17 protein-coding genes and 2 pseudogenes are annotated in these 17,809 nt (G+C 46.3%); 8 read left to right on the top strand and 11 right to left on the bottom strand.

Annotated elements, in window-relative coordinates:
* Positions 1–291: 291 nt before the first annotated feature.
* Positions 292–699: a hydroxyisourate hydrolase gene (gene uraH, locus ACORQT_RS24915; RefSeq protein WP_089186949.1), complete on the bottom strand. Its 408-nt coding sequence runs from the start codon at positions 697–699 to the stop codon at positions 292–294.
* Positions 700–887: 188 nt separating this feature from the next.
* Positions 888–1,031 carry a hypothetical protein gene (locus tag ACORQT_RS24910; protein ID WP_155296944.1) on the bottom strand — a complete coding sequence of 48 codons (144 nt, stop codon included), beginning with the start codon at positions 1,029–1,031 and terminating at the stop codon, positions 888–890.
* 28 nt (positions 1,032–1,059) lie between these two features.
* On the opposite strand from ACORQT_RS24910, the gene ACORQT_RS24905 reads away from it, so the two are divergent.
* Entirely contained in the window at positions 1,060–1,464 is a 405-nt protein-coding gene (locus ACORQT_RS24905) for a hypothetical protein (protein ID WP_145958057.1), read from the top strand.
* Positions 1,465–1,788: 324 nt separating this feature from the next.
* Here the strand turns inward: ACORQT_RS24905 and ACORQT_RS24900 are convergent, their stop codons facing one another.
* From ACORQT_RS24900 to ACORQT_RS24870, 7 genes are all read right to left on the bottom strand, one after another.
* Positions 1,789–2,718, bottom strand: coding sequence for a fimbrial protein (locus ACORQT_RS24900; protein WP_089186951.1), 930 nt, complete (start codon positions 2,716–2,718; stop codon positions 1,789–1,791).
* A 153-nt stretch (positions 2,719–2,871) separates the two neighbouring features.
* Entirely contained in the window at positions 2,872–3,498 is a 627-nt protein-coding gene (locus ACORQT_RS24895) for a helix-turn-helix transcriptional regulator (RefSeq protein WP_158524212.1), read from the bottom strand.
* Positions 3,499–3,665: 167 nt separating this feature from the next.
* On the bottom strand, positions 3,666–4,322 hold the full coding sequence (locus ACORQT_RS24890; protein ID WP_089186953.1) for a fimbrial protein: 657 nt from the start codon (positions 4,320–4,322) through the stop codon (positions 3,666–3,668).
* A gap of 36 nt (positions 4,323–4,358) precedes the next feature.
* On the bottom strand, positions 4,359–5,102 hold the full coding sequence (locus ACORQT_RS24885; protein ID WP_089186954.1) for a fimbria/pilus periplasmic chaperone: 744 nt from the start codon (positions 5,100–5,102) through the stop codon (positions 4,359–4,361).
* Between the two features lie 139 nt (positions 5,103–5,241).
* Positions 5,242–7,785, bottom strand: a complete 2,544-nt coding sequence (locus ACORQT_RS24880) for an outer membrane usher protein (protein WP_070914753.1) — start codon at positions 7,783–7,785, stop codon at positions 5,242–5,244.
* Positions 7,786–7,828: 43 nt separating this feature from the next.
* Positions 7,829–8,365, bottom strand: coding sequence for a fimbrial protein (locus ACORQT_RS24875; RefSeq protein WP_089186955.1), 537 nt, complete (start codon positions 8,363–8,365; stop codon positions 7,829–7,831).
* Positions 8,366–8,442: 77 nt separating this feature from the next.
* Positions 8,443–8,973, bottom strand: coding sequence for a fimbrial protein (locus ACORQT_RS24870; protein WP_089186956.1), 531 nt, complete (start codon positions 8,971–8,973; stop codon positions 8,443–8,445).
* Between the two features lie 784 nt (positions 8,974–9,757).
* Between ACORQT_RS24870 and ACORQT_RS24865 the strand changes: the two genes are divergently transcribed.
* Positions 9,758–10,078, top strand: coding sequence for a FaeA/PapI family transcriptional regulator (locus ACORQT_RS24865; RefSeq protein WP_075335117.1), 321 nt, complete (start codon positions 9,758–9,760; stop codon positions 10,076–10,078).
* Positions 10,079–10,867: 789 nt separating this feature from the next.
* Here the strand turns inward: ACORQT_RS24865 and ACORQT_RS24860 are convergent.
* A complete protein-coding gene (locus tag ACORQT_RS24860) occupies positions 10,868–11,257 on the bottom strand; it encodes a DUF1090 domain-containing protein (protein WP_089186957.1) in 390 nt (129 codons plus the stop codon).
* Positions 11,258–11,657: 400 nt separating this feature from the next.
* Between ACORQT_RS24860 and ACORQT_RS24855 the strand changes: the two are divergent.
* The 6 genes and pseudogenes from ACORQT_RS24855 to ACORQT_RS24830 all read left to right on the top strand — a co-directional run bounded on the left by ACORQT_RS24855 (position 11,658) and on the right by ACORQT_RS24830 (position 16,356).
* A pseudogene (locus tag ACORQT_RS24855) lies at positions 11,658–12,862 on the top strand (IS91 family transposase).
* A 284-nt stretch (positions 12,863–13,146) separates the two neighbouring features.
* Positions 13,147–13,794 (top strand): recombinase family protein, encoded by a 648-nt coding sequence (locus ACORQT_RS24850; protein WP_089186958.1) that lies wholly within the window; start codon positions 13,147–13,149, stop codon positions 13,792–13,794.
* The gene (locus tag ACORQT_RS24845) at positions 13,791–14,762 is read left to right on the top strand and encodes an Rpn family recombination-promoting nuclease/putative transposase (RefSeq protein ID WP_089186959.1); all 972 of its coding nucleotides are present in this window, start codon (positions 13,791–13,793) and stop codon (positions 14,760–14,762) included. The genes ACORQT_RS24850 and ACORQT_RS24845 overlap by 4 nt, the downstream gene beginning before the upstream one ends.
* Before the next feature lie 28 nt (positions 14,763–14,790).
* A complete protein-coding gene (locus ACORQT_RS24840; protein WP_257590268.1) occupies positions 14,791–14,913 on the top strand; it encodes a hypothetical protein in 123 nt (40 codons plus the stop codon).
* Positions 14,914–15,237: 324 nt separating this feature from the next.
* On the top strand, positions 15,238–15,450 hold the full coding sequence (gene cspE / locus ACORQT_RS24835; protein WP_089186960.1) for a transcription antiterminator/RNA stability regulator CspE: 213 nt from the start codon (positions 15,238–15,240) through the stop codon (positions 15,448–15,450).
* Positions 15,451–16,014: 564 nt separating this feature from the next.
* Complete coding sequence (locus ACORQT_RS24830; protein WP_089186961.1) at positions 16,015–16,356, top strand: phosphate-starvation-inducible protein PsiE; 342 nt, start codon at positions 16,015–16,017, stop codon at positions 16,354–16,356.
* 290 nt (positions 16,357–16,646) lie between these two features.
* On the opposite strand, the pseudogene ACORQT_RS24825 reads toward ACORQT_RS24830, so the two are convergent.
* A pseudogene (locus ACORQT_RS24825) lies at positions 16,647–17,602 on the bottom strand (IS110 family transposase).
* Positions 17,603–17,809 lie beyond the last annotated feature (207 nt).

Below are 17,809 nucleotides of genomic sequence, written 5' to 3'. Positions count from 1 at the left end.
ATCTCCTAACCATGAACATATCAAAATCAGGCAATTACACAAATCTATGTACAGGCTCACGGTTGAGGCTGCAAAGCAGCCGTGCTCGCCCCTGCGGTACGATCACTACAGTGTGCCACTACAATCGCCATCTGTGTGGCTGTACTGAGACGCACCAATGCCACAACCTTATTTTGCTCGCAGACAGGTGAAATTCGTCTGAATAATAGCAGTTATCGGAAACTGCTATCTCCAGCCATTCATTCACCAACGCCGACTTCATCATCGTCGATGTCGCCCACTGCGCGCGTTTTAACTTCCGCGATAGGTCGAAAATCCGTACTGACTCAGCAGCAGGGGCACATGATAGACCTCACCGGTTTTCTCAACGTGGAACAATACCGGCACTTCCGGGAAGAATGTTTTCTGACTGTGGGCTGCGTAGTAATCACCTGTCTTAAAGGTCACTTTGTAGTTACCGGGCTGAATTTGTTGTCCATCTGGATACAACGCGGATATTCGACCATCGGCATTGGTTACGCCAGAAGCTAGGCTAATCCACTTTTCCCCATTCTGTTTTTCGAGAGTGACTTTTACGCCTTCGGACGGTACACCAGTTTGCAGATTGAGAACGTGAACACTTACCGGATTTTTTTCAGCAGCATTCACCAATGCAGAACAGGCTAGAATGGAGGCAAATAAACCATATTCTAACTTCATTATATAGTCCTCTTGTTATAGAAATTTCTCGCTATAGCTGCATTTTACTGAATACAATGCGCCCGAATGTTAAATAATAAGTTAAGTTTAGTTGTAAATGAAAAAACTATACTCATAAAATGGTCGCCCCATTTTATGCGGGTGTCAACGCGGCGGGGACATGTGTCACCTCGCGACCGGTCAGGCTGTCAGACGACGCCGTCGTTGAAGTGAGGCTGGATCTTAAAGAGGGTTGAGGCAGCAGTGCTGCCATGCTCGTCCCCCAGGGGCGCTACGTTCACGTAGGAAGCCTTCGTCGCGCTGTTGTTGAGTGCCATGCTGTTGTCAGCCATCGGTTTACGCCTTTTAAGGTAATTGTCGTTGCAAACCATCATCTTACCGGATAATCCGATGGCGCTCAGTATCTTCTACCAAATCTACACCACTCCAGTGAACTCTACCAAATACCAGGAAAACACGATGTTTAAAAAATTACTTGTACTCGCTTTTGCCGCCACGGTAAGCCATAGTGCTGTAGCCCAAAGCAGCGATCCATTAATGCAGATCGATTACACAAAGTTCCGCTACAGCTTTAATGAGATGTACCGCATCGCTAACCCGAGCCTGCTTCAACACCGTACGTTATATGCCGCCCCTTCAACCGGACCAGACGCAGCCTGGTTTGACGCGGTTAAACAGGGCAACCTAGCACTGGTCAAAACCATAATGGCGTCAATCGAGGGGCCCCAAAAACTGCAGCAAATGATGCAGCAGTTGCTGGTTTAATTAGTGCGGGGGCAGCAGTTGCTGCAGACGCTGGGCCATTCGGAATCGCAGTAGCTGGCATTGGCGCCGGTGTAATTACCGCAATGGGGTATGTTTTCGTTCCATTGGCCCTCAAACCCCATAGCAGATCTGCGAAAAATCACGTAACAACACCATGGCAAGCTTTTACGGCATAATGAAAGATAATCAACCTTAATATTGAGTGATTTAGGATTGATAATAAAAAGCCCTGCTTATTTCTTAAAAAAAAGCCTGTCGATTTTAAAGGGCTGGCTTAACGCGATTTTTCCACTTTTTAATTCACCCTGTATAGGTCATTTAATATTAATCAGCACTCATTACTAAAACCGCACTTCCAGAGAATAAACCAGCACTAATTTCTGAATTATCCTTCTTAACCAGATAGAAGTCAAATATATTACTACCAACACCGCTCAATAGATTTGTTTTTATTGAGTCGCCTGGCTTAACTAACTTACCTTGATAATACATTTTAACTCCAAGGTTTTTATTATCCAGGGCTATGGCATCACTAGAAAAACCCGCTGAAACTGATGATAGAGTAATACTAATAGGTATAGAAACAGGATTCTGGCATCTATAAGGCACTTCAATAGTTCTTCTGATGTTGTCATCTATACCAGAACTATTAAGTCGGAACTTTGCTATAGAACCAAAGTTAACAACTATGTCACTTCCATTATTTATCTCACAGGTTCCAGATGTATATATTGCATCGTTCCCCGCTATTAAAATCCATGTGAAATTGTCTTCCGTCTGAGCAGGGATACTATATTTATGTAAATTAACCCTGGCAATTTCGTCGCCTGTATTTATTCTAACCAGTTTTCCCGGCGAGTCGTTCAACTTATAATTAATTACAATAGGTATATCATGCCAATTACCATCGGAAAGTCTGAATACATTAACCAATCTATTTAATGGTAGTGGGTATTTAGCGCCATTGATATCAGCTTCCGTTCTAAAATAATCATTTGGTAACACCGTGGTTATTCCATCATTTGTTATATCTAAAATATCAATAAAACGAGATGGTTCGTCATTCTTGCATCTAAAATACTGCCCAAGATTAAAAAACTCGGGGTTTTCAATGTTTATCTCTCTATTAATAGGCACTATAACTCTTTCTGTCCCCCCTCCGGGACGGATTGCAGAGTTCCCTTTTCTTTCACAGGTGAATGCGTTAACATCAAGAGATATAAATAAAAAAATCAAAATAAAACCAGCCTTCATTATTCAACCTCATGTAAAAATATTGAAAAAAAGTAAACAACTTAAATTTACAAACAAATTAATACCAAAGATCTGCAAGTCAAGTTAAAAATTAGTTAAGAGCTTTTATAACAAGTCATCATTAAGTGTAAGCCTTATAAAAATCGGAGTCATTCATGGCAAGCTAATATCTCTCAGATAATAATAACGAAGCCAAGTGTAAAGTTCGGCGTTGCGACGAAATCCCATCTTACGCATCACGCTCATCTTATGATTACTAACCGTTTTAATATTAATTGCCAGTATTTTTGCGATTTGTTTTATCGTCATTTCCTGAAAAATCAATCGCAATATTTGATTTTCTCGTGGTGTCAGATGATGACTACGACAAATGCAATTTACATTATACCTAATTTTATCAAATCGTTTACATTCCAAATCCAAATTTAAATTGGAACTTACTTGATGTAATATTGCGACCAACGACATATCGTGGTAGATGACTCCCGACTCCATCAAGCAGCGGACGATATTAGGCGAATAGCATCGCTTTTCCGGATCCCTTAGAGAAAAGTACAATATCTTTTTCTCTATGCTACGAGCATCAGCAAGGTGGCAAAAACAGCTAGGAACACCGTGAGGAAAGTAATGAAAAACCAGATCGGCTTCTTTAGAACACTGTATATCTATAAATTGCGTACGCTTGCCATGCGTATTAAAATACCGCGTTAAAACCTCTTGTAAACCGATACTGAAGTAACGATTCGTGTCTGATATAGCAACTCTCACTACAGTATTCATTGATGCATCCCCAGCCTTTTCTGATTTCTGTTTAGTCATCCGATGCCCAAACTGTCAGTTCAAAGTGCAACGAGGACAACATTTACCGTTATCTTGGCTAAGCTCCATATCGGGGCCGGGAGCAATTTGGCTTCATAGCGCATCTTTGCGTCTCGCTGGCTAAAATCTCAGTCATAACTCAGATGAAAATCCACAACGGCCCGATAGCTTCCAGCGATCAGGTCTGCTGATGTTCGCTCAGGGATAACTTTATAGGTCAAGGTATTCTGACCGGGTATCAGCAGCAGTGGTGCGCCTCGACTACCGATCCGAACATCCTTACCCCTCGCATCTTCCAGCCGTAATCCCAGCCCCGAAACACCTTCGACTTTCACTAGCTGTGCGTTATCTGCATCACGCGCTGCCAGAAAACTCACCGTCACCGCAGGTTGACCGGCGGAACTACTCCTTCCGCCCTGACGCAGATCGCGGCTACTTATCGAATTGCGTAAACAGTCCGTCAGGCGTAACTCAAACCTCACTGGAACGCCCTGGGCGCCTATCGTCTGCAATCGACCTGTTCCCGTTTCGCCCAGAGCAATATCCTGACGTGCGCTGGTCATCTCCAGTCGACAAGCGCTCTCTGTCAGTGCCCCGTGTACGTAAAGGGTGCCATTAGCCCCCTCAACGCTCCAGTTATCCACCGCATGCACCGCCGGCATCAGCCATAGCATCATCGCGAGCGTCAGTGGCACCATCAGTGCCAACCCGCCCAGCGTTCCGTAATAACGCAACTCATCCAGCCAGAGGGCGGAGTGTGCCTTGTTATCCATGTGTTTTTTCATTGTCGCCTTCCACGTTGCAGCTAATGTCTGGAGCGATTATCCGCCGTTCTTTTCCGATACGACTGAACACGTAGCGCCGGTACAGCTGAAACTCAATTGTGGTCGGCCGCCATAATCGTTGACGTAGGTCAATACCGGGCTATTTCCCACACTGGCCGCACTGACCGTCAGCGGCAGTGTGCTTTTAGGAGACACCATCATCGGTTCGAAGCCTTTAATGCCCTGGCCGTCTTTTTTATTACTGGCATCCACTAGGGTGATATAGTACGGTGTCGGGTTGTTCACTACGTACTTGTCTCCCTGCCGACTCAGTGTCAGTTGCTCTTGCGGTGGTTTCGTGTTGTTATTAATTTCAACAGCGGCTGGGCGATAGAAAAATTTAATGCGTGTTTGTAGTGCAATCTGCAATGTATTCGGTTTATCACTCTTTGGCGGGATCTCCCGCAAGTTGAAATAGTACAGGCTCTCTCTGTCTTGCCGCAGCAGTTTTGCTGCCGGCAGCGCCTGGATTTTCACCTGACTCGATTTACCTGGTTCAATACGCTGCACTGGCGGCAGCACGGTGAAAGGGCTCTGGATTTTATTGCCCTTCTCATCTTCTATCCAGCCTTGAGCCAGATAGGGCAGCTGCTTGTTCTGATTACTGATATTCAGGCTGACCGAGTTCTGACTGCCATTAAAAACTACCCGTGTCCGGTCCAAAGCAATGGCGGCAAAAGCCTGTTGTATACTCATCGTACCCAGCAGCGCGATGGTCGACGATAAAAATATATTTCGCATAGCGAGTTCAACTCCGTATTATGTTTCGTTATTACTTTGCGTGTACTTCTCATCCGGTCAGATGGTCAATAAGGCTGTTCTGGAGGACACCCACTCCGGTGCTACAGCCGTTACCGTCACATCATGAATATATCTGGCCTCACCGGGTTTTCGCTCCGGCAGGCATCGGTATATTCAGCGGATGACATGGCAGCAGCAGTGTGTTCATCAGCATGTCCGGCGGCAATGGCGTCGGCATCCGTATTTCGCACTGTGCTCCGCCGTTCCAATGTACCGTCATGATCTCACCGGCATTAATGCCGCTCAGATAAACACTGCCACCATCGTTCACCAAACCGGTTTCCTGTTGGCGAGCATTTCGTACCGAGGCACCAAACGGTGGCTCTCGGCCATCAGCCAGCTTGATGACAGCCATCGCTTTTTCACCCGAAATCACGTCAAACTTGCGATAGCCGATAGCTCCTTCCGTCAGTGTTGCCTGTACCACTGAATCGGTGGCTTCCGCCTTGTCACCCAGTTTGTTCAGGTCGATACTTGCCCTGTTACGGTAGTAGCTATTGACATCGCCAATCACCGCCTTACCCCAGGCATTGGTATTGATGGTGCTACCGTATCCGCGTACCGGTACATCCGGCACACCGTTGGTATCAATGAGCATCCGGGTGCCGCCGGCAACGCCGGCGCGATGTGCTGCCCCTCCCTCAGCCGTCAGCGTTAGCCCTCCCTGGGCAGACATACCTACCGCACTGTACTGGTCTTGCTGATAGCTGGCATTGGCACTCAGGCGCGCTGCATCACCTTCATGATTGTAATAGCCGCTGACATTGACTCCGCTGCGTGCACTACCCGCGCTAAGCTGATAATTATTGTGTTCATCAATCCGGTTGTAGTACGACGCTCGATGGGAACTATCGTTACGATTTACTGTACTGATATAGCTGACCGTTCCGTTATTACCCCACGGCATGGACAGCGACAGGTATCCACCATCATCTTTGGTATTGTTATACTCGTTACGGAAAGCCGACAGTGACAGGCTTACATTGCGGAATCTGCCTATATCGAAGTAGCGTGACAGCGTCAGGTTATAGCGGTCACTGACCGGCCTGTCCCAGTAGGTCTCATGACTGTAATTGAGATAGCTGCTTAGTCCCCACTCCCGGAAATTTTTATTGAAGGTGATGGTATACATTTCTTTGCCACTGCCGGTTCGATTGCCGTTATATTTCGCATCAAGATAGTCACTCATGCTCATGAAATCGCGTTCAGAAAAACGGTAGCCGGCAAAGGTTACCTGACTATCGTATTCGTCAAAGTTCTTCGAGTAACTAAGCCGATACGAGCCGCCACTCAGCGTACCGTCCTCTTTGGATAGACGTGCTCGTGATTGAGTTGCGTCGAATGACAGAGCACCGAATATCAGCAGATCACGTCCGATACCCAGTGATAGCGCGTTGTAATCACCACCTGCCAGCGCGCCGCCATACAGCGACCAACCATTACTTACCCCCCAGGAGAACTCACCGGTACCAAACATTGGTCCACGAGAATGATGATTAAAATCAGAGGGTTTACCGGCGGCAAACTTGAAACGTACGGAGCCTGGACGTGTCAAATATGGGATGTTTGAAGTATTCATTACAAACTCCTGTACACTACCATCCTGCTCTTCCACTCGTACTTTCAGCTCGCCGCTGACCGCATCGTTAATGTCCTGAATACGAAACGGCCCTGCTGCCACTGTGGTTTCATACAGTACTCGCCCCTGCTGGGTGACAGTAACCTTGGCGTTGGTTTTTGCTACCCCCACCACTTCAGGTGCATAACCACGCAGATTCGGCGGCAGCATGTTGTCGTCCGATACCAGACTGGCTCCCGCAAACCGGAAACTGTCGAACATGCCTGAGTTCAGGTAGCTCTCACCCAGCGTCAACTTCGAGCGCAGTGCTGGTATAGCGCGGTAGGCATAATAGCGGCTCCAATCCAGTCGATTATTGGATGTTGCCGATTTACCCGTCTGACGCTCTTGAGTCGCTTGCCAGTCAGCGCGAAGCCGCCAGGCACCCAGATTGGCACCGGTAGTTCCGTTACCGCTTAATGCATAATTATTGCTACCGCTGCGCTGATTTTTTTGCGCACGGGCATTGAGATTGTAATCGAGTAATAATCCGGGAATGCCATCATCCCAGCGTGATGGGGGATCCCAATTGTCATCGGTATATTCCAAATATGCCTGGGGAATGTTTAGGTAGAGAGACGAAGTTGAGAGATCGCCTTTCACAGTCATCCCTTTAATGCCGCTCTCATCGAGACACTCTCCCTGATGCCACCAGGTCAGCTCTTTCTTCAGACTTTCTTTTAGTCCGAGTTGATCAACAAGTGCCGCGTTAAGACAGGCGCGACTACCATTTGGATCATTTTCTGGCGCGTAAAACGGTATCTGCTTTTCAGGTAGATCGTTTTTATTAATATGTACCACTAAACTGTAAACGCCAGGCATGATATAACCACCTGTTGAGAACTGACTCAAGTCGATGTTTTTACGGTCGCTAATATCTAATACATCAGTGTTAAATTGAATGGCATCGGCCGCATAGACCAATGCGACTGGATTTCCCAGAGAGAGTGCAACACAAAGCGTTAGAGACTGAATGCGAAATAAATACCCTGCCGGTGAAAGCATAATAATCCCTTTAATCACGAATTAACCGCCAGTGGAAATAAATTTAAAAATAGTCTAACTTAAAACGCACTGTGCCGAAATAGGCTCCTGCCTTGAGAGGATGTTGATTAGGCATCAGAATCATGGAGTAATTCAGCACTTTATTGCCCTGAGTTACTTCCTCAAGCGGCAGCGGTTTCCCTGGTGTAATCGATAAACCATTTGTATCTTTTATTTTTAGTGCAATACCGCGAGCATCTCCCTGCAACCCAAAGAGGGCATCTTCAGCATGGCCGTCAAACGTGACTTGGAAGAATTTCCAATCATTTTTATTTCCGGACCGTTCCAGAATACAGTTAACTAACTCAATGCTGAAAGGTTTTGCTACTCCCTGGCCTTCGCGAAGGATCTGACCAACAGAGAGGATCCCCATGTCTACAGTCTGAATTTCACTGCCTGTAGCAATGGTGCAAGCAGTATCAACAATGGTCCCGGTAATGCCAACAGTTCCCCATCCCTGCGTAGAGGAAGAGGCATAGCCGGGTAAAAAAGCCAGCAACGCCAAAAGAATCTTTTCCTTGTGATTCTTGAGTAAAAACATTGAGGCACGCCTTTTATAGTTAAATTAACCAGGCATCATAGGCCTGATACCTGGTCGATTAGGCTTTAAACTATTTATTACTGATAAGCCAGTGTGAAGTTAGCCACTGCGGTAAAATTACCGGGAACAACAGCAGTGGATGCGTTAATCCCCTGCAAGTATGCGGCAAAGTTTAAGGTATTATCATTAGCACTGATTGTTTGTGCTGCAGTAGCCGTTCCCAGGGTAATAGGCTGACCGCCAGAGGAGATACCTACACCTGCACCGCGAGCAGTCCCCGTGATGGCGATTAAGCTATTGTTGTTTGGTACCGCAGTCCCGTTAAAGGTGGTTCTTACCGATTTCAGCGTTGTGTTATCACACTGTTCAAGCTTAATCTGGAAGTTACGAGGTGTCGATTGGCCGGTGTTGCCGTTGCTTCTCAACAGGGTACTGGAAATCGCGCCCAGTTCGACAGTCTGGTCAAGCGTACCAGGAGCAATAGAGCATGGTGCATCAATGATTGAGCCCGTGAAAGTTACCGTACCACTCCCATTATCGGCTGCCTGAGCCACCGATGTCGCGCCAAAAGCAATCACTGCAAACATCATAACTTTATTAAGCTTCATATACGATCCTTATATAAATAGCACATCGAAAACAGGTAAAGAAAGCCAAGAAACTCAAGGCTTAAACTTAACCTGCATATTTTAAAAAACATAAATCAGAAGAGTGACTTAACTAACTTAGCTTAACTTAACATTTAAAAACATCAATCTGCTGGATTGGTAGCATTTTGGCAAACAACCACATTCAAAAAAAGTATTTTTTTCACAAAACAAAGTATTTAGATTTTTACCCCATTTTTTTTAAAAAAAACAACAACTCAGATCTATAGATCGCAAAAAAATAAACAAGCAGCATAAAACACCAAAAAGAATGATTTGTCGATCTAATTGGTCGACAAAACAAGATAAGATGGTTAGATTCACTGAAGGACAACGGCTCATCGCCGATTACCCCTGATTCCGATGTCAGTTCGGCTATAGAAAAACTATGGAAGAATTGACGGCGTAACAGGGAATTCACCTTGCAGGAGATAGAAATCAACCAAATCTATTCAAGCTCGGCGAGTGGTGGTGGTGCCGTAAATTTATTATATAGTCAGTATAGGCATAGATGCTGACCATTTTATCGAACCAGTATTGAGATGGAGTTCAGTCATCCCTTCATGGCTGTGAGCGGCGCTAGTCAATAGAACGTATTCTGTTTTAAAAAATCGGACTGCTTTATCAACAAAGTGTGATAAGTGATGTATCTTCGATACAACTCCTAATGGGCAAATCCTCTAGCCTGAAAGAAAATGAGTTCTTTATAATTCAATCACTATTTCTTGAGAGTAAAAAGATAGCAATGAAATCATTATCACCTAAAAAGGAAGAAATATCTCAATTAAAAAGAAATATTTTGATGGCATTGGTGACACAATCTCCTCGTCCATATCACATCACAGATCTGCCGCCACAGCATCTGTGGTTAACGACTCGAGAATTAGCAGATGCCATAGATGTAGATATTTATCAGGCTCGAAGACTCTTAATTAGTCTAGTCGATGATGGGAAATTGTTAGTAACAGACGGAGTTATCAATAACTCATTGAGATGGTATCCTATAGCTCTGCGGCATGCTAATAAAAACGATGAAGATAAAAAAATTATCATTTCTCATCTTTAAAATAATAAAATTACAATCATCTCCAGAGTATGCGCTATAACTTGAATCTGATATGTTTTGATGGAGGATTATATGAAAAAAATATTTTTTTACGCTGCTTTATAACAGTAAGCTTGCTAATTAATTATGAGAGATCTACTAATTTTCGCTCTCACGTTTATGATGAAAAGATTATTAAATATGAAAGTTTAACGACTCATGTTAAGCTGCAAGAAAAAGAACACAAAGGACGACTACACATAGAAGAGCCACACTCCATTATCTTTAGATACAGCACCAAAAAAGCATGTTTTTCTTCTTATAATCGTGATGTTGTGTTTTGTTTTCAGTCAATTGAAAAGCTAATAACCGCGAATATTAAACATTATGATTCGTTATTTGCAGTATGTAGTAAAAAAAGCCGAAGTCACATAAAATCGCTCGCAAAAAGAATATATTTATTATTGATGCGGCACACAATTAATCACATAATAAAATCCTATAAACAATATAAATTTTTATAAGTATCTGAATTGCTCACTTATTCCATAGATTATGGATATCACCCTTTGGTTAGTTTGCAAGATGATTTTTGTCTCACATAGTTCGATAAACGCTCCAATGACTTTTTAGTGAATATCAACTGAGTGCGGGTGATGCCTCGGATAAGCATCTGACGGAAAAATATTCATCCAACGCATTATACGATAGATAAAAAACAGGCTATTTGTAGTGGTCAGTATTAGTTGATAACTACATCAAGAAAACCACGTCCTTCACGACGTGGCGGATTTCAGTTTTAAGCAGGGGTTATTTTTTCAGTTCTGCCTTCGCTTCATTAAGTTCGGCTTCAGCTTCAGTTAGCTTCTGCTTTTTTTTCATAATCTTATCCGTTTGTCCGTCGTTTTTTACTTCATTCAGCTCACGACGACGTTCCTCAACCTTCTGAGTTTTTTCCCGCACTTTTGCCTCTCTTTCTGCCCGCAATCCTTCAGGAGTACAGTTTGCATTGAGTTCAGAGAGTGCCTTTTGTAATCCGGATAAACGGTGGTTGTTGCCATGAGCGTTAGCATAGTCAATCTGCTTTTGGATATCCAGGCGCTTGGCATCACATCCCGTAGCTTCGTGTGGTGCTGCAAAGGCCGAGAACAGTGGCATTGAATATATAAGTGTGAGGATTAGCAAATTTTTTTTAAGCATAAAACATCCTTATTCTTTGAATATAGAAAGATTACTTCGATTTTTATTCGCATTTTCATGCAGCCTTATCGATTACACGATATTACTTCTTAACCACGGCGTAAACTAGCCAAACTCATTTTTTCATTAGGTCATTGTAGTGGCACACTGAGGCTGACCACTACAATCGTTCCGGAACGTAGCGCCCCTATGGGGCGAGCACGGCAGCGCTGCTGCCTCAACCGTCTTTTAGATCCTGCCTCACCTCAACGCCGGTGCCGTCTGACAGCCCGACCGGCCGCGAGGTGGGACATGCCCCACCGCCGCGTTGACACCCGCATAAAATGAGCACGCCTGTGGCGTGAGCCGGCTGGCGCCGACGTACTTTTCCTGCCCGATAACGCCCTGTAGACTCTGCACCATGTATATTCCGCGACCCGCAAAGCTGCTGTTCCAGCATGACGACGGCTGGAGCCGCTATCTCGACAAACACGGTGACACCCTTAGCGACTGGACCAAACTCGCCGTCGAGCGCATGCTCGCCTGCGGCACTTGTGCCATGGGTGTTCGCCGCTACTGCTGTGCCTCACCGGATTGCACCCATGCCCGCTTTTTCTGCCAGAGCTGCAAGTCCAAGGCCTGCAGCAGTTGTGGCCTCAAGGCCACCGAGCAGTGGATCGCCGAACAGCAGCACATTCTGCCCGACTGCGACTGGCAACACATCACCTTCACCATGCCGCACCTGCTGTGGCCGTTCTTCAATAACAACTGGCTCCTGCTCAATGATCTGTTTCGCTGCGCCACCCGCGCCATGCTCCGCTGGGCGCGCCAACAGGGGATCGAAGTCGGTATCTTCTGTGCGCTCCATACCTACGGCCGGCAGCTCAATCAGCACCCGCATATCCACGTCTCCGTCACCCGCGGCGGCCTCGACATCAAACACGGCACCTGGCGGCAGCTGTTCTTCAAAAAGAAAGAGACGCCGTGGTTTACCTGCTGCGCGACAACTACGCCCAAATCAACCCTGGAGGCCTGCCGGGCCTCGGTCATATCCGTAATGAAGATCGGTGGCACCGTTATCTGCATGCGCAATATCGCCGCGCCTGGAAAGTGCATTTTGCCAAAAAGACGCGCGGTGCCTGGCGCAGCGTGAAATACCTGGGCCGTTATCTGAAGCGCCCGCCGGTGGCCGCTTCTCAGCTGCGCCACTACCGCGGCGGTGCCGTGGTCCATCAGTATTACGATCACCGCACGCAGCAACACAAACGCCAGAAAATCAGCCTGGAGGAGATGCTGCAGCGTTACGTCAGCCATATCCCGGCCCGACACTTTAAAATGGTGCGCTACTACGGCTTTCTGGCCAACCGCAAGCGCGGTTCGCTGCTCCCGAAGGTCTACGACGCGCTGGCGATGACGGTACGGGAAAAACCGAAGCGACCCGGATTTGCAGTGCTGATGAAAGGCTTCCTGGGTACCGATCCGTACCAGTGCATCCTGTGCAAGGGCCGTTTGCGTTTTACCGGTGCCGTGGCGGGCGAGCACGCCACCAAACTGCTCTCTGCCCGGCTGCAGCGGATGGTGAAAAAACGATGGTTTCAGACCCCTTCTCTGGATAAGTGCACCTGAAAAATGGGTTTTAGCGTAAAAACACAGCAAAACTGGCATTTTTACGCATTACCTCGCGATAGGTCGCACCACATGTTGATCCTCATTGCCACCGTTCATGGTTAGGAAACTCAAAAAGGGTCGATTGAGTTTCCTAACCATGAACAGCTCCGACCCATACTCTCACAAAGGTATACCTTTGTGAGAGCTAGGGTGATTTGTTCAAAAAAAGTATCACATAACTTGATTTAGTAAATTTGATACGCAAAAATCTCATCATCTAATGTCTAGTGAGATTAAATCGTATGGCGCTCGTCGGTTATGCTCGTGTATCCACGACAGATCAGGATCTGACACATCAGATAGCGGTGCTGACTTCAGCCGGCTGCCGTAAAATCTTCTCGGAGAAAATGACCGGCGCCAAGAAAGAGGGCCGTCAGGCACTCGATGACTGCCTTGATTACTTGCGAGAAGGGGATACGTTGGTGATCACCCGTATCGATCGCCTGTCACGCAGTCTGCGCGACTTACAGAATCTGGTTCATGAGCTTGAAGGGCAAAACATCAAGCTCAGGGCGACAGAGCAGGCCATCGATACCTCTTCGGCGTCCGGCAAGGCTTTCCTTGATATGTTGGGCGTATTCGCCGAATTCGAGACACGCCTGCGTCAGGAACGGCAACGGGAAGGCATTGCCCGCGCGAAAGCCAGAGGGGCATATAAAGGAAGAAAACCCACCGCTCAGGCGAAAGCGCAGCAGGTGATTGAATTGACGCTGGCCGGACTCACCCGCGAAGCGGTTGCCGACCAACTGGGCATTGGCAGAGCCAGCGTCTACCGAATATTAAAAACCTGGCGGCAGCAACATCCCGACGCTATTCTGCCCGGAGAACGGGTGAAGCCTTCGCTCAGCCATAGTGAGCCGGCGACCGAACATGTTACGATAGTCCCATGAAAAAAAATCCAACGCCCCATGATGCCACTTTCCGGCAATTTCTGACGCAACCCGAAATTGCCCGCGACTTCATGGAGATACATTTGCCGGCTGAACTGCGGACCATCTGTGACCTCAGCACGCTGAAACTGGAGTCCGGCTCCTTTGTCGAAGATGACCTGCGCCAGTATTTCAGCGACGTGCTCTACAGCCTGAAAACCAACGACGGCGCTGACGGTTACGTGCACGTGCTTATCGAGCACCAGTCCAGCCCGGATAAGCACATGGCGTTTCGCCTCATTCGCTATGCCGTCGCCGCCATGCAACGTCACCTCGACGCCGGCCACAAAACGCTGCCGCTGGTCATTCCGGTACTGTTCTATACCGGCAAACGCAGCCCGTACCCTTACTCGACCAACTGGCTGCAGGAGTTTGATGATCCAACGCTGGCCGGGAAACTGTACACCGGCGATTTTCCGCTGGTTGATGTGACGGTCATTCCCGACGAAGAGATTATGGGTCACCGTAGCATGGCCGCTCTGACCCTGCTGCAGAAGCATATTCGCCAGCGCGACCTGGCCGAACTGACCGACAGGCTGTCCGCCATTCTGCTGACCGGCTATCTGTCTTCGCCACAGGTGATTTCGCTGATACACTATATTATCCAGGCCGGTGAATCGGCGAATGCAGAGGCATTTGTCCGCGAACTGGCCCTGCGGGTTCCGCAACACGAGGAGGAACTGATGACCATCGCACAACAGCTTGAACAAAAAGGTATCGAGAAGGGTATCGAGCAAGGTATCCAGAAGGGTATCGAACAGGGTATCCAGAAAGGTATCCAGTTGGGTGAACAGCGCGGTATTGAAAAAGGTGAGCGTGAAGCCTCACTGAAAATCGCCCGCACCATGCTGGCCAATGGCCTCGATCGCGACGCGGTGATGAAAATGACCGGGCTGACCGCTGACGACCTGGCCCAAATTCGCCACTAATCCTTTGCGTTGAGGGGCAGGGCAGCCATTGACAGATAAAACCGCATCCGTTTCCCCGGAAAACACCACCTCAGCGCTCAGCCATCTGGCGTTCTGCGCCCTGGCGGCGCTGGGGCTGGCACGCCAGGATGGTACCCCCTGTCCCGCCTAGGCAAACAAGTTTGTACCTAAATCACATAAATTTGTCCGCTCTAAATGTTCCGAACATACCGTCGTCGAAAGGATAAGGTGTTGGATATATGTGAAAGATGATAGTGAAGTTTACGCTTGCAAAATCAATCATCACGTGACTATTATGGTTAATCGGTTTGGAACCCAGACCTTATGAAAGCAGTTTTAGTAAAGCAGTCCTCAGTTCAAGTGCTATCGGTAGATACCCTTCTTCATGAGCCTCCTCCTAAGTGCCTAATAAGTAACTCTCTGAAAACAGGCCATGTTTGCCACGTTGAGTGGCTCAAAATTAAAGGAAGTATCTATGTCTGATAAAATGACTGGTTTAGTAAAGTGGTTCGATGCAGGTAAAGGTTTCGGTTTTATTTCGCCTGCTGATGGTAGCAAAGATGTCTTCGTGCATTTTTCTGCTATCCAAAGCAACGATTTTAAAACGTTAGACGAAGGACAAAAAGTAGAATTTTCTATTGAAAATGGTGCCAAAGGGCCTTCTGCTGGTAACGTCATCGCGCTTTAACAACAAAAATAATGAGTTTGCCATAGCTTACGATAGCGATGAGGGCAATAGCCTGAGCAGTTAAGCTGTAGCAGACAAAAAACCCGCTCTCGTAAAGCGGGTTTTTTTATTTGATATTGACATAACTGATTAAAAAGATAATATTTTTAGTTAAACCCACTACCTACAGTTGTAGTAGGGAGAATAAAAACCCAAACAAAGCAAGCCCGATTATAGCAATAAACATTAGGCTAATAATTATTTTCCAACTAAACACCGGTTCCTCGCATTAAAGTAATACAGGTTAAAACATATATTAAGTTAACGTTAACTTAACTCACAGGGAAACCGACATTAACAATGTCAGCAGATTTCTCCATTCCAGCACCTTTTTAAAGGCATTATCCAATGACTATATATTTAATATACCCTAACTTAAAAGGAGACAAAATATAATTACCATCTCTTCCTTATTTTTTTCACCATCAAACCTGATTCCCAGCTTTGTTTTACTCCACTTGAATACTAGGTGATTATATCAAAATATTAGATCCTATAAAAGTAGCACAAAAGTTACAGTTTGTTATGAATGGATTGTTATTTGTGCTAGCGTTACTTCTGTTTATTTTCTTGCTAAAGGAAACTTGGCATCTTGTCAATGCCGTTTTACTTTTTAACAAAGAACAGGAGATAAACTTCGCGGAAGCAATTATCAATTATTTTTTGTACTTTGAATTCTTAGGGTTGATTGTAAAGTATTTCGAGAATAATAATCATTTCCCTTTGCAATACTTTGTTTATATTGGCATAACCGCTATGTTACGCCTCATTGTGGTTGAACATAGTGAGCCATTTGCTACTTTGGTGTACTCATTAGCAATATTGATACAGATTATAGGACTGTTTATTGCAGGGAGATTTAAATGAGTAAGGAATCCGAATATTTCGGCCTTCATGGTTGAATCTATGGTCACTCCCGTTTTTGCAACACCGATCTTGACGATATTGTTGGCTTGCATGAATCTATCCGGCGTCTGAATAGGCATTACGCCCGCGCCTCGATGAGTTCCGCGCCTGATGAACCTTATAAATTCAACGGCCTTCAGGCCTCTCCTAACCACAGGTTCTTCATCAGGCCGCTTGGCCGTTTATATCATCAGTAATCAGTATCCGCAAAACCAGGTAAGTGAATGTTTAATAGTTAGAATCGTCGATAGTTATGCTTCAAATGGCTTATCCCTGATAGTCATGGCCCATGCTATCCTGGCCAGCTTATTTGCCAGAGCGCAGGTGACTATGAAATTATTTTTGCGTAGTAACAGCTCCCTGACCCAGCCGGCAAGTCGGCCGGCTCGATACTCCAGTGTTCGCAGATATATTACTGATCCCCAGCAATGTGGTTCGTCCTCCCGTGCTGTGTTGCCGTGGAACCAGACCTGTTGAAGCTGCAAAATCCCTGCTGCTTCCATACTGTTTTCCATCGCCTAACTGAGTGGAAAGCAGACTTGCAGTCAGAGGGCCGACGCAAGGGATCGTCAGTAATTGCCGACCAGTCGTATCTTCATCCAGCGATCTCTTTAGCTGAGACTCTAATTCCTTAATTTGTTCAATGAGATACTCATAATGTTCACGCAGTTTCTGCAACAGCCGTATAAGGTAAGGTGGAAGCGGGTTCGTATCCAGAATTTCTGCGAAGCGCCTCATCAAGGTTGGACCTTTTGGGGCGCTGACGCCAAACTCCAGTAAAAAGGCATGCATCTGATTTGTAGTTTTTACCTTATCCCTGACCAGCGATTCTCTGACCCGGTGTAGGGCATGCATCGCCTGTTGGGACTCGGTTCTTGGCTGAACAAACCGCATTGAGGGGCGTGCTGCCGCTTCACAGATGGCTTCGGCATCCACAAAGTCATTTTTGTTACTTTTGACAAATGGTCGAACAAATTGGGGGGAAATTAGTTTTGGCGTATGCCCTAACTCGAGCAACTTGCGCACCATAAAATGAGCACCACCACAGGCTTCCATCACGACAGTCGTTGCCTGACACGTCGCTAAATATTCAAACTCTTGACCTGGTGAATTTTTTACGGAAAAGCGCTTTTCCGTGGCTATCCTGACAATGGATGTGGAAAGAGTTTTTACCCAGATCGATACCAATAAGCGCAATGTTTTCCATGATGGATCTCCGAATTAAGCCTGTTTTCAGCTTAGTGCTTGGAAGAGGGAGTGACCATTTCATTAACCCAATCGCCCCTTATTAGGTTTCCTAACCATGAACTTAAATGCGTGTTTGCCTGCTAGGTTTAGTAGAGGATTCTAGGCCCGCAATCCACACTGTTATCAGCACAGCCTTGTTGTTTAACTCTTTCATTCCTGACCGATG

Origin of the sequence: Serratia sp. (in: enterobacteria) (assembly GCF_052400455.1) — a bacterium.
Taxonomy (GTDB): Bacteria; Pseudomonadota; Gammaproteobacteria; order Enterobacterales; family Enterobacteriaceae; genus Serratia; species Serratia ureilytica.
Note: the sequence above shows the minus strand (reverse complement) of the source record. Positions and strands in the feature narration are given on the sequence as shown.